11 protein-coding genes and 1 pseudogene are annotated in these 12,867 nt (G+C 72.8%); 6 read left to right on the top strand and 6 right to left on the bottom strand.

Annotated elements, in window-relative coordinates:
* Positions 1 to 853: 853 nt before the first annotated feature.
* Positions 854 to 1,009: pseudogene (locus GEV10_29695) on the bottom strand (PE family protein).
* A gap of 43 nt (positions 1,010 to 1,052) precedes the next feature.
* Positions 1,053 to 2,255, bottom strand: a complete 1,203-nt coding sequence (locus GEV10_29690) for a hypothetical protein (protein ID MQA82585.1) — start codon at positions 2,253 to 2,255, stop codon at positions 1,053 to 1,055.
* Between GEV10_29690 and GEV10_29685 the strand changes: the two genes are divergently transcribed.
* From GEV10_29685 to GEV10_29660, 6 genes are read left to right on the top strand one after another with little or no spacing between them, the layout of a single operon-like run.
* Positions 2,055 to 3,908, top strand: coding sequence for a lipopolysaccharide biosynthesis protein (locus GEV10_29685; GenBank protein MQA82584.1), 1,854 nt, complete (start codon positions 2,055 to 2,057; stop codon positions 3,906 to 3,908). The two genes, GEV10_29690 and GEV10_29685, sit on opposite strands and share 201 nt — an antisense overlap.
* A complete protein-coding gene (locus GEV10_29680) occupies positions 3,596 to 4,945 on the top strand; it encodes a DUF3048 domain-containing protein (protein ID MQA82583.1) in 1,350 nt (449 codons plus the stop codon). Before GEV10_29685 ends, GEV10_29680 begins: the two co-directional genes overlap by 313 nt.
* Positions 4,942 to 6,306 carry a hypothetical protein gene (locus GEV10_29675; GenBank protein ID MQA82582.1) on the top strand — a complete coding sequence of 455 codons (1,365 nt, stop codon included), beginning with the start codon at positions 4,942 to 4,944 and terminating at the stop codon, positions 6,304 to 6,306. The genes GEV10_29680 and GEV10_29675 overlap by 4 nt, the downstream gene beginning before the upstream one ends.
* The gene (locus tag GEV10_29670; protein ID MQA82581.1) at positions 6,303 to 7,547 is read left to right on the top strand and encodes a hypothetical protein; all 1,245 of its coding nucleotides are present in this window, start codon (positions 6,303 to 6,305) and stop codon (positions 7,545 to 7,547) included. Before GEV10_29675 ends, GEV10_29670 begins: the two co-directional genes overlap by 4 nt.
* Positions 7,548 to 7,560: 13 nt before the next feature.
* The gene (locus GEV10_29665; GenBank protein ID MQA82580.1) at positions 7,561 to 8,400 is read left to right on the top strand and encodes a sulfotransferase; all 840 of its coding nucleotides are present in this window, start codon (positions 7,561 to 7,563) and stop codon (positions 8,398 to 8,400) included.
* Positions 7,842 to 9,923, top strand: a complete 2,082-nt coding sequence (locus GEV10_29660) for an oligosaccharide flippase family protein (GenBank protein ID MQA82579.1) — start codon at positions 7,842 to 7,844, stop codon at positions 9,921 to 9,923. Before GEV10_29665 ends, GEV10_29660 begins: the two co-directional genes overlap by 559 nt.
* Before the next feature lie 28 nt (positions 9,924 to 9,951).
* On the opposite strand, the gene GEV10_29655 is transcribed toward GEV10_29660, so the two are convergent.
* The 4 genes from GEV10_29655 to GEV10_29640 form a co-directional block, all read right to left on the bottom strand.
* Complete coding sequence (locus GEV10_29655) at positions 9,952 to 10,710, bottom strand: methyltransferase domain-containing protein (protein ID MQA82578.1); 759 nt, start codon at positions 10,708 to 10,710, stop codon at positions 9,952 to 9,954.
* A gap of 95 nt (positions 10,711 to 10,805) precedes the next feature.
* Positions 10,806 to 11,474 carry a Vitamin K epoxide reductase gene (locus GEV10_29650; protein MQA82577.1) on the bottom strand — a complete coding sequence of 223 codons (669 nt, stop codon included), beginning with the start codon at positions 11,472 to 11,474 and terminating at the stop codon, positions 10,806 to 10,808.
* Entirely contained in the window at positions 11,455 to 12,078 is a 624-nt protein-coding gene (locus tag GEV10_29645) for a thioredoxin domain-containing protein (GenBank protein ID MQA82576.1), read from the bottom strand. Before GEV10_29645 ends, GEV10_29650 begins: the two co-directional genes overlap by 20 nt.
* A 202-nt stretch (positions 12,079 to 12,280) precedes the next feature.
* Positions 12,281 to 12,867: hypothetical protein (locus GEV10_29640; protein ID MQA82575.1), on the bottom strand; the 587-nt coding region annotated here is incomplete at its 5' end.

Below are 12,867 nucleotides of genomic sequence, written 5' to 3'. Positions count from 1 at the left end.
GGACTTCGCCCGCCGAGACCAGCCGATCAGTTGCTCCCGCTCGGCACCGGTCAACACCAACTCCGCCTTCGGACGCCCAGTTCTCGGCATGCCACCACCATACCGACTTAACCTACGAATTAACGACGGGACACACTAGAGGGTCGCGTCGAGGGCGGCCAGGGCCTGCGCGGAGCGGGACTGGTCGAACTTGCGGGCCCAGTGGGCGCCGCTGGCCAGCAGGGCCGGGACGTCGGCGAGGTCGAGGGGACGGGGATGGGCGCCGTCGCCGTGGGCGAAGTCGAAGTAGCGCAACGGGTCGCCGGAGAGGCGGAAACGGTCGGCGGCCAGGAGCACGGTCTGGAAGAAGACCTCCTCGGGCGCGAGGACGCCGCGGAACCAGCGCATCACCGCGGGCCGCGACTCGTAGAACTCTCGCACGTACTCGACGCACCGCCGGTTCAGTGTGGTGAAGAACGACCCGCCCCAGAGGGCGAACCCGGGTCCGAGCGGGGTCGGCGTGCGCACGCCGACGGAGCCGTACATCGCGTTCACGCGGACGAACGGCTGCACGGCGTTGACGGCGCGCGCCGGACGCAGCAGCGCACGCACCGGCGCGGGGAGAGCCGGCAGCCTGCGGTGCCGGTAGAGGTAGCGGTTGCGGGCCAGGTGCGGCGGCCATTTGCTCAGCGCGGAGAACGCGGGGAAGTGCTCGAGGTAGCCGTCGTACGCCGCGCCCGCCACCTCCCGCTCGCCCTCGGCCACGGGGCGCACCGGGTAGTCCTGGCCGGAGAGCGTGACCATCCAGTCGTACGCCACGTCGTGGGCGTCGAGCCAGCGCGTCGCGTCGATCCACCGGTCGACGTGGCTGAGGTCACCGTAGCCGCCGCGGGCGCCGAGCACGTGCACGTCGCCGAGGCGTTCGAGCGCACGGACGGGCAGCGGCTCCGCCCGCACGTCGTGGCTGACGAGGACCACCGCGCCGGTGCCCGCCTCGACGAGGCGGCGGACGAGGCGCTCGACCTGCGCCGGCTGCGTGTGCGTGTGCACCTGGTAGCAGAACCGCGGCGCCGTCACCGCCGCTCCTCCTCCTGGACGTGCGCGGGGAACGGCTCGGCCACCGCGAGGTCGGTCATGCTGTAGCCGAACCGCCGCGCATGCGACTCGTGGCGCGCCACCGTCCGCCGGTACGCCGCCGCTCGCCACGGCACGCGGCTCGCCGACCGGGCCCGCCACTCCTGCTCGTACGCCGAGCTCCGGTCGGCGCGTACGGCGTCGGCCGGGATCGGGCCGGACAGGCCGAGGCCCGCCCCGACACGGGTGAGGACGCCCACCGGGTCGGCGACGAGGTGCTCGTACTTCACCACCTGCGCCGACGTCAGGTGCGGCAGGTCGGCCAGCAGGATCTCGTGGGCAGCGAACCAGTTCTCCAGCAGGCGCCCGAACGGCACGCCGCGACGCCACTTGCGGGTCGACAGCGCCGACACGACCGGGTGCCGCACGACGAGGACGAACCGGGCGGACGGCACGAGCGCCTGCAGCAGCCGCGTGCGGACGATCGTGGGCGGGGACTTCTCCACCAGCACCCACCGGTCGAGGTCCCAATACGGCGCCCACGAGGCGATGAGCCGCTCGGCGTTCACCGCGGTGGCCAGCGGCGAGGTCTCGGTGAGGTGGGCGCGCGGGTCGAGGGCGAAGCGACCCGCACCGCCGTACGCACGCGCGGGCGGCAGGACGTCCTGCAGGTGCTGCCCCTCGTCCTCCTTCGCGTCGGTGCCGGACAGGCCCGACGCCGCGGGATGCCGCGCGAGGGTGCTCGCGAGCAGCGACGTGCCACTGCGGTGGAGTCCGCCGACGAAGACGAGCTGGTGCTCGCCGACGATGCGCCGACCGAGCGAGGCGGAGCGTGCCGGGACCGGCGGCTCCCGCGACGTCTCCTCCACGAGTCCCCTTCCACCGGCACGGACCGCCCAAGACAACCACCCGGCCGCCGGAAGGATCGATCGACCGGACCTACCCACACGTACCGTGACCAGGCATGACGTCTGAGTGTCGCTTCGCCGGCTTTCCGGCCGATGTCCGGGCGCCACGACCGCGTCGCGCCGTACGTTCGACAGGTTGCAGACAACGAGCCGGGGATTGCCACCAGCATGAGTACGACCGAGGACACGGCGACACTCCACCTGGCCGACTACGGCACACTCGTCAGGCGCCGCTGGTGGATCGTCGTCGTCGGCCTGCTCGTCGGCCTCGTCGTGGGCCTCGTCGCGATGCAGGTCGTCCCGCCGACGTACACCTCGTCCGTCAACGTCCTCGTCTCACCCGTCGACCTGCCCGGCCAGTCGGGCAACATCGCGGGCGGACGCACCAACGACGCGATCAACCTCGACACCGAGTCGCAGCTCGTCACCTCCGCGGCCGTCGCCGAGGGCGCGAAGAAGCTGATGAAGTCGGGTGAGAGCGCCCGCACGCTCGCCGACCGGGTGTCGGTGTCGGTCCCGCCGAACTCGTCGGTGCTCACCATCTCCTACGACGCCGACACGCCCGACGACGCGGCGAGGGGCGCGCACTACTTCGCCGAGTCGTACCTCGCCAACCGCAAGGCCACGGCCGAGAACGCCGCCGAGGACCTCGCGAGCACGCTGGACAAGCAGGTCAAGGACCTCGAGAAGCAGCTGAAGAAGGTCACCGGCCGGATCGCCGAGCTGCCGCTGAACTCGACCGACCGGCAGCTCGCGAGCGCGGAGCAGAACGTCCTCACCAGCCAGCTCTCCGCGCTCAACGCCGAGCTCGCGCCGCTCGAGGACATCGAGGTGAACCCCGGCCGGATCATCACCGACGCCGTGCCGCCGACGACGCCCAGCCAGCCCGTGCCGGTGCTGTTCCTCGTCAGCGGCGCGATGCTCGGCCTGCTCGCCGGTCTCGTGCTCGCCGCGCTGCGCGACCGCGGCGACCACAGCATCAGGCGGGCGAGCGACGTGACGAAGCTGCTCGACCTGCCGGTGCTCGCCGAGGTCGAGCTCCCGTCCCGTACGTCCACCTGGTCGCACCTGCTGCCGTCGCAGAGCGGTGGCGCCCAGGAGATCAGGCAGCTGCAGCACGCCGTCACGGGCGTCCGCGGCCGCCACCCCAAGGTGGTGCTCGTCACCGCCGCGTCGGCCGGGCCAGGCGCGCACGTGGTCGCCGCCAACCTGACCGCGGCGCTGGCCAGGTCGGGCAAGCGGGTCGTCCACGTCTGTGCCGACCTCACGACCGCCAGGGGCGCGGAGATGCTCGGCGTGCCGACCGGACGCGGCCTCAGCGAGATCCTGCTCGGCGAACGCGACGTCGCCTACGCGCTCCAGCGGGCCCCGGCCAACGAGCTCATCCACGTGCTCACCCCGGGACACCGCAGCGACGAGCTCGGCGACACCCTGCACACCGACGACCTCAGGGCGATCGCCACCACGCTGCGCGACCAGTTCGACTACGTCGTCCTCGAGACGCCCGCCACGACGATCAGCGCCGACGCGCAGGCGTGGGCCCAGTTCAGCGATGTCGCGGTGGTCGCCGTCCAGCGGCTCCTCACCAGGCGCGAGGACGCCATCGACGCGGTCAACCAGCTCGAACGGGTCGGATGCGCCACCCTCGGCATCGTCGTCCTGCCGCGCCACCCGAAGGGGCTCGGCTGGCACACCCCGCTGCGGCCGCCGATGGGGGCGGAGCTGCAGCGCGCGGTACGCCCGGCGAGCAGGCCGGGCGCGACCGAGACGTACGAGGCGCCCGCGGCCGTCCCGCCCGACGAGGCCGCCGACGACGACGCCGCCACCGCGCCCGTCCCCGAGGTGGGCCTGCCGCCGCTCCCCGACCCGGCGCCCGCACCCGACACCGTCCTGCCCCACACCGAGCACGCCACCGTCGGCCCGCGGGACACCAAGCGGGACGGCTAGTGCGAACGCGGACGCGAACGCGGACGCGTCGCCGCCTCGCCGGCGTCACCGCGGTGGCCGCGGTCGCGGTGCTCGCGAGCGGGTGCGCCGCCGCGGGCGGCGGTGAACGGGAAACTCCCGCGACACCCCTGTGGTCGTCGGCGAGCGCGTCTCCGTCCGCGACCGCGAGCGCAGAGCCGGACGGGCCCGTGGCCCCGCTGACCGGCCTGGCCGTCGACGCCGACGTCGCCGAGCGTCCCGCGGTGGCGGTCGCGGTCGCCGACCGCGCGGGACACGCCGCGCCGCGCGGGCTCTCGGCCGCCGACCTCGTGTACGAGGAGTACGACGGCACCCGCTCGCGCCACCTCGTCGCCGTGTTCCAGTCGAAGGACGCCCGCCGGGTCGGCCCCGTCGACATGACCCGTCCCGTCGACGTGAAGCTGCTGCCGGTCCTCCGCGCCGCGTACGCCTACGCCGGCGGGCCGACGGGCTTCGTCTCCCAGGTCACCAGCGCAGGCATCGCCGCGGTCAGCGCCGCCGACCGGCCGTCGGCGTTCCGCGGCTCCGGCTCCTCGACCGAGACGTCGACGACCCGGGTCCTCCGCGTGGTCGACGGCGACGTCGGCCCGCCGCCTGGTGTTCTCGGCTTCGCCGACCCCGGCGACCCGCTCGCCGAGGAGACGGAGCGGGCGTCCCGCGTGCGGGTCGCCGTGCCCGGCCAGCGCGACCAGGTGTGGACGTACGACACCGCGGGCTCGCGCTGGCGGCGCACGGGCGGCGACGGCGTCGAGGTGAGCGTCGCCAACCTGATCGTGCAGCGCACGCCGTACAAGACGGTGGTCAACAAGCACGTCGGGTCGGTGGAGAGCGCGCTGGCCGTCGGGCGTGGCAGCTGCGTCGCGCTGTCTCGCGGGCAGACCGCCTCGTGCACCTGGTCGCGTCCCGGCCGCGAACGGCAGACCAACTACTCCGACTCGACCGCCGCGCCGCTCGGCCTGCAGCCGGGCTCCACCTGGGTGCTCCTGATCCCCCCGGGGACCACGGTGACGACCTCGTGACGACCGCAACAGTCACCCGTGAACGCACGCCGAGCCGGGCCCGCGCGATCGGCAGGACGCGATACCTCCCGCTGCCGTCGGGCTGGCCGCTGTACGCGATGTTCGTGCTCTTCCCCGTGTGGTGGGCACTCGGGCTCGGCTCGTTCGCGCTGCCCGCGCTCACCCTCCCGATGGTCTACACGCTCTGGCGCCGCCGTCCCCTCCGCGTGCCGAAGGGCTTCGGCATCTGGCTGCTCTTCCTGCTCTGGGTGGCCGTGAGCGCGACCACGCTCGACGTCGCCGCGCCGGGCACCCTCGCCGGCGACGTGGCGACGCGGGCGCTCTCCGCCGCCTCCAGGTTCTTCAGCTACCTCGCGGTGACCGTCGTCCTGCTGTACGTCGGCAACCTCTCCGAACGCGAGCTGCCCAGGCGGCGCGTCATCGCGGTGCTCGGCGTCTTCTTCCTCGAGGTGACCGCGCTCGGCTGCCTCGCCCTCGCCTGGCCGCAGGGCGGGTTCACCTCGCCGCTCGAGCTGGTGCTGCCGGACGCCCTGCGCCACACCGACTACGTCCAGCAGCTCGTCCACCCGCAGATGGCGCAGAACATGACGATCCTCGGCCACTCAGCCGGCCGTCCCGCGGCGCCGTTCCCGTACACCAACGGCTGGGGCAGTGTGATCTCCACGCTGTTGGTCTGGCTGATCGTGTGGTGGTGGGCCTGGGGGGGCACGCGTCGCAAGGTCGCCGCCGCCGTCGTGATCGCCGTCGCCGCCGTGCCGATCGTGTACTCGCTCAACCGCGGCGTGTGGATCGGCCTCGTCGTCGCCGTGCTGTACGTCGGCGTGCGCATGGCGATCAGGGGACACGGCAGGGTGCTCGCCAGCGTGCTCGCCGCGATCGTCGTCGTGGCCGCCATCGTCATGGCGACGCCGTTGCAGAAGGTCATCGTCGAGCGGATCAACAACCCGCACAGCAACGCCGGCCGCGCCGCTCAGGACATGCTGGCAGTCGAGGGCGCGGCGAGCTCGCCGGTGATCGGGTACGGCAGCACGCGCAACATGGCCGGCAGCCGGCAGTCGATCGCAATCGGCAAGAGCGCCGACTGCCCACGCTGCGGCAACTCCTCGACCGGCGGCGCGGGCCAGATCTGGCTGCTGATGTTCGCGCACGGGTTCGTCGGCGCCGCGTTGTACGTCGGGTTCTTCGCGTACGTCCTCTGGCGACATCGCCACGACTACTCGGCCGTCGGTGTCGCGGCGGCGACGGTGATCGTGCTGTCGTTCGTCTACCTGCCGTTCTACGGCGCGATCGGCATGCCGCTCACCCTCGCGTTCGTCGCCATCGGCCTGCTGTGGCGCAACGCCTCGGAGCGCCTCACATGAGCGCTCGCCCCGCCAGCCGCACCGAATTCCTCGCCGAGACCGCGCGCCTGCTCTGGCCGTCACCCGGCGCGGTGACGACGGGCCGTGCAGGTGCGAACGGGTCGCACGCCGCGGGCAGCAGGGTCGTGAGCGAGTTCCTCGCGCTCCCCGATCTCGCGCACGCTCGGCTGCTGCTGCCGTTGCGGGCCAGGCGCGCGGCGGCCGCGGTCGCCCACCGCTACGCGGAGCCCTGGTCGCCGGTACGCAGGATGCGTGCCCGCGCGATGTCGCTCGCGCTCGCGTCGGGCGCGGCGGAGCTGCTGCTGCGCGACCGGGTCACCGTCGCGGCGCCGGCCGGCGCGAACGACACGTTCGACAGCATCGAGACCCTCCTCGCCGGCGTCGTGGGCCGCCCGGTCGCCGTCGGCCTCTACGTCACGCGGCCGCGTGCCAACCGCAAGCCGCTGCTGCAGGTGCTCACCGAGGACGGCGTACTCGTCGCGTTCACCAAGGTCGGCGTCGACGACTTCACGCGCACCCTCGTCACCAACGAGGCGCAGGCCGTGCGGATGGTCGGACGCGAGCCACGCCGCTCCTTCACCGTCCCTGACGTGCTCGACCTGCGCACCTGGCACGGGCTCGAGGTGCTGACGCTCTCCGCGCTGCCCGTGCACGAGCGCCGGGCGACGCTCGACCCCGGCCGGCTCGCCGTCGTCGCCGCCGAGATCGCCGCGACCGCCGGCATCGAGCTCGCGGTACCCGCGTGGAGCGCGTACGTCCAGCGGCTCCGCGATCGTCTCGGCATGCTGCCGGCCGGCGCGGGGCACCGGCTCGCGACCGCGGTCGACGGCATCCTCGACGCCCACGGCACGGCACCGCTGCCGTTCGCCGCCTGGCACGGCGACCTCACGCCGTGGAACATGGCGACGTTGCGCGACACCGTGCTCGTCTGGGACTGGGAGCGGTACGAGACCGGCGTCCCCCTCGGCTTCGACCTGGTGCACCACCACGTCCAGCAGCACCTGCTCGCTCCCGGTGCCGACGTGGGAGCGCTCGTCCGGCAGCTGCCGCGGCGCACGTCCGCCGCGCTCGGCTCGGTCGGGCTCGACCTGCGCGAGGCGACCACCTGCGCGGCCCTGTACCTCGTCGACATCGCCGCCAGGTACGTTCACGACAGGCAGGACGAGGTCGGCGCGATGGCCACCGTGCTGCCGGCCATGCTCGACGCGATAGGGGACCTCGGTGCCGCAGTTCGTGAGTGACCTGCCGGTCGCCGTGCGGCGACCGCTGCGCTCCGTCGTCCGCACCGCGGGGCGGCTCACCAGCGGCGCGAGGATCCGCCCCTCGTTCCTCGTCGTCGGCGCCCAGCGCTGCGGCACCACGTCGTTGCACCGCACCCTCAAGCAGCACCCGTCGATCGTCGGCGCCTCGCACAAGAAGGGCGTGCACTACTTCGACGTCAACTACACCCGCGGCGACAACTGGTACCAGGGCCACTTCCCGTTGCGCTCGACCGCACGCCGGCTGAGCCGGCGATCCGGCATGCCCGTCGTCGCGTGCGAGTCGAGCCCTTACTACCTGTTCCATCCGCTCGCCCCCGAGCGCATCGCGCGCGACCTCGACGGCGTGCGCGTCGTGGTCATGCTGCGCGACCCCGCGGAGCGGGCGTACTCCGCCTACACCCACGAGCGGGCGCGCGGCTTCGAGACCGAGGACCTCGACCGTGCGCTCGCGCTGGAGGACGAGCGCCTCGCCGGCGAGGTCGACCGCATCCGCGCCGATCCCGGCTACGTCAGCCACGCCCACCAGCACAACGCCTACGTCGCCCGCGGCCGCTACGTCGAGCAGCTCGAACGGTTCGAGGCACTGCTCGGCAGGGAGCGCATGCACGTCGTCGACTGCGGCGACTTCTTCACCGACCCCGCGGGCGTGTACGCCGACGTCGTCGCGTTCCTCGGCCTGCCGCCGTTCCCCGGCGTGCGGCACGACCAGCACAACGCGCGCCCACGCACCGACCTCGACGACGCCACGCGGCGGCGGCTCGACGCGTACTTCGCGCCGTACGACGAGCGGCTCGCGACCTGGCTCGGACGGGCTCCGAGTTGGCGACGGTGAGTCGACCAGAGCGAGACGACCGGTCCCACCTCGCGGCAGTCGCCCGTGGCGGCACCCTCAACCTGGTCGGTGCCGGCGTCGCGTCGCTCGCCGGTGTGGCGCTGACGGTCGTCGTCACCCGTTCCGTCCCGCAGGCGACCGCCGGGGTCTTCTTCTCGGTGACCGCGCTCTTCGCCCTGCTGGCGATGGTCGGGCGGCTCGGTTCGGGCACCGGCCTGGTCTACTTCGTCTCCCGGTCACGGTCGCTCGACGCGCTCCCCGAGGCCGCCGCGTACACCCGCATCGCCATCCGCCCGACCACGGTGCTGTCGGTCGCGGTCGGCGTCGCCCTCGTCGTCACCGCGCCCGTTCTCGCCGGGCTGCTGGCGCCCGGCCACGAGGGCCTCGCGACGTCGTACCTGCGTCAGGTGGCGGTGTTCCTCCCGTTCGCCGTCGCCGCCGACCTCTTCCAGGCCGTCTCGCGCGGGCTCGGCACGATGCGCCCGACCACGCTCGTCGAGAAGATGGGCCGGCCGCTGGTGCAGATCCCGCTCGTCGCGGGGTTCGCCGCCGCCGGCGGCCAGCTGCTCGGCGGCGCGTGGGCGGCGCCGTACGTGCCGACCGTGGCGGTCTCGCTGTGGTGGGCTGTCCTGCTGTACCGGCGCCGCCGCGGTGACACCGGCACCGCTCCGCGTCCGGCACGCGCGCTGCGCAGGGAGTACTGGGCGTACGCCCTGCCGCGCGCGTTCGCCGGTATCGCCCAGGTGGCGCTGCAGCGCCTCGACATCATCCTGGTCGGCGCCCTGCGCGGCCCCGTCGACGCCGCGATCTACGCGGCGGCGACCCGGTTCCTCGTCGTCGGGCAGCTCGCCAACCAGGCGATCGCGATGGCCGTGCAGCCGCAGATCGCCGGGCTGCTCGCGGTCGACGACCGGGTGCGCACCAACGAGGTCTACCGGTCCTCGACCGCCTGGCTCGTCGCGATGGCCTGGCCCCTCTACCTGCTCGCCGCGGTGTTCTCGCCCGAGATTCTCCTGCTGTTCGGCGGCGGCTACGACGCCGGCCGCGGGGTCATGGTGCTGCTCGCGTTCTCCATGCTCGTCGCCACCGGCTGCGGCATGGTCGACGTGATGCTCACGATGGCGGGACGCACGAGCTGGAACCTCGCGAACGTCGCGATCGCCCTCGCCGTCAACGTCGGCCTCAACGTCGTCCTCATCCCGGCGTACGGCATCCTCGGCGCGGCCGTCGCCTGGGCCGTCGCGATCGTCGTCAACAACGTCGTGCCGCTCACCCAGATCTGGCGGGCGTACGGCCTGCACCCGTTCACCCGGGCGACGTTCACCGCCGCGGCGCTCGCCGCCGGCTGCTTCGGCGCGCTCCCACTCCTCGCGCTCCTGCTCGCCGGCGACGACCTCACCGTGACGATCGTCGCCGCCGCCGTCGGGCTGCTGGCGTATGCGGCGGGCCTGTGGCGGTTCCGCCGCGTCCTCCAGCTGGACCTGCTGCTCGGCGCGCTGGTGACGCGCCTCCGGCGCCGCTGACGTTGATCTCCGGCGCAGGGCTCACGACCTAACGCCAGATGTCCAGGGCGATCGGCCGCATCTGCTCGCTGAACCGGCCGTCTGCGCTCGCCACGGCGAGCACCTCCCGCAACTGCGCGTCGAAGGAGTCGAGGCGGTCGCCGAACAGGTGCGGCGCCGAGCCCGACAGCGAGTACACCGAGGCGACGATCTCCTCGGTCGTCCGCTCGACAGTCCGACCGGGCACCTCGAGTCGCTGTGGCCCGGTGAATCCGGCCGCCAGGTACACCGCGTCCTCCTCCCCCGGGGTCCCGGACGGCAGCACGCCCTGTCCCGCCCGCCGCTGCTGCCCAAGGTAGTGCTGCACCAGCCGGTCGACGGCCCCGCGGGGTGGCCGAGGATGCGGCAGCTCCGTCTCGGGGTCGATGCCCTGATGCGTCATGGCGTGCACGTGCACCAGCGCCCCGTCGGGTAAGAGCATCCGGCGGACGGTGGCGGCTACCCGGGACCGGTCCATCCAGTGGAAGGACTGGGCGAAGGTCGCCACGTGCACAGGCGAGAGGTCGGCCGGCAGGTCCTCGGCGCGCAGGTGGCGCCAGCTGATGTCGCGAACCCGCTGCCGCTCCGCCAGCCGGGCGGCCTCGTGGAGCATGTCGGCGTCGGCGTCGACGCCGATGGCCTCCGTGAAGTACGGCGCGAGCAGCAGGGTCAAGGACCCTGGTCCGCAGCCGACGTCGAGCAACCGGCCGGAGCCGTCCAACCCGAGCGCGGCGACCAGCGCGTCGGCGACCGCGGCAGGGTAGGCCATCCGGCCGAGGGCGTAGTAGCCGGCGCTTCCCGCGTACAGCGAGGGATCCCACCGCCACCGGTGCTCGTCTCCGGAGCCGGCTCCGCTGCCCGCCCTCACAACAGGGTGACCCAGAACGACCAGAAGCGGACGACGATCAGGCCGGCGATGACGAAGAACCAGGCGATCACCGGGACGCTGTGGTAGTCCACGACCGCCGTCACCACCCGCCGTACGCCCCGAGGAACCGGCAGGTGCCTGCGTTCGAGGTTGTGCACGGTGACGTACCAGAAGATCGGCACGGTCACGGCCCACACGACCATGCAGTACGGGCACAGGGCGCCGATCCGGTACAGGCTCTGCACGATCAGCCAGTGCACGAAGACGACGCCGAACGCGGTGCCGAGCTGCATCCCGAGCCAGAACCAGCGGGGCAGGCTCGCCCCGGCGAGCCGCGCGACCCCGACGGTCACCACGACGGCGAAGGCCGCGACACCGATCAGCGAGTTGGGGAAGCCGAACGCCTCGGCCTGCGGCGTGCTCATCACCGAGCCACAGGACAGGATCGGGTTGATGCTGCAGCTCGGGACGTAGTCGGGATCCTTCAGCAGCGCGATCTTCTCGACCGTGAGGACGAACGCCGCCACCAAGCCCAGCGCGCCGCCGACGACCAGCAGCCACGGGACCAGGCGCGGGAACCGTTCCTCCGCGACCTCGACGTCCGCGTCCGTCCCGGTGGCCTCCGGGGCCTCGGCCGTCGTCACCTCACTGCTCGAGTGCGGCATCGATCGCTCCCTTGAAGTCCTCGTACGACCCGGCCTCCAGGCGTTCGCCGTCGAGGAAGAAGGTCGGCGTAGCCTGCACGCCCAGCTTCTCTCCGTCGGTGACGTCCTGCTGGATCCGCTTCAGCGTCGCCGGGTCGTCGTACGCCTTGTCGTATTTCTCCATGTCGAGGCCCAGATCCTCGGCGAACCCGCGGAAGGTGGCGTCGGCCGGCACCCGCTTCTCGCCCCACTGCGTCTGGGTCTCGAACATCTTCTCGTACATCGCCTCGTACTCGCCCTGCTGTGCGGCCGACTCGACGGCCCGTGCCGCCCGCTGCGCGTTGAAGTGCGACGGGATCGGGAAGTACCGCGCGACGACGGTGATCTCGCCCGCGTACTCCTTGCGCAGCCGTTCCACCACTGGATAGTGGGCCCGGCACGACTCGCACTCGAAGTCGAGGAACTCCACCAGGGTCACCTTGCCGTCCTTCGCCGTCTGCAGCCGATGGCTGTCCGCGCGGACGAGCGTGGAGTCGGCGGCTGCCTTGGTGGGCTGATCACCGCCGGAGGTGAACACGTTGACACCCAGGACCGTGGCGACGACGAGCACGACGGCGCCGACCATCCCCAGGGACAGGCGCAGGTTCTTCGTCCTGCGCCGCTTCGCGGCGAGCTCGGCCTCCAGCCGTGCTCGCCGGTTCTCCGCCTTGCTCTGCTTTCTCGACGACATGCAAGCCTCCATCGCTCTCGCGACGATCTGGGGAAACAGCTGACCGTGGAGATGCCGGACGGGCGGCCGGGCATGCCCGGCCGCGCGCGGCGGTCGGCTATAACCGGAGGCGCTGCAGCTCGGCGAGGGACGGCGGGCCGCGTTCGGCGGCGGTGGTCTGGTCCACCCCGTGCCGGGCCGACGCGGAGGCCGCGGGGTCGGCGGCGATCGGGAGCACGGCGGGCAACGTCGGCCCCGCGCCCGCGCCGGGAGCGACGCAGCTCGGGTCACCGTGCCCGGCGTCCTGTCCCCCGTCGTCACCGGGATGGCGGCACGGCGGCGCGGCGATCCCACCGACGGGCTCCCGCACGTCGTGGACCGTCGCGACGTGCGGGTGAGCGACCGACTCCGCATGCCGCACGAGCGGACCCAGGCCGTGCGCGACGAGCACGCCCGCGAGCAGCAGCAGGAAGAGCAGCGGCACGGCAAGCCTCGCCCGCGCAGCCCGCCCTGCCCTGACCATGCGCCCATCGTACGGGTGGCGCTCCCACCGGCCCCAGGTCACCGCCCCGTTGATCACGTTCATTCGAAAATGGCTGTCAGGTGGCTGCCTGGGTGAGGGTGACGGTGTAGCCGAGGGTGGTGAGTTGGTGGGTGAGTCGGGCTTTGCGGTGGGCGTGGTTGCCGGTGTGTCGGTTGGTGTGC

The organism is Streptosporangiales bacterium (genome assembly GCA_009379955.1).
Classification (GTDB): Bacteria; Actinomycetota; Actinomycetes; order Streptosporangiales; family WHST01; genus WHST01.
This window is presented reverse-complemented; position numbering and strand designations above follow the sequence as displayed.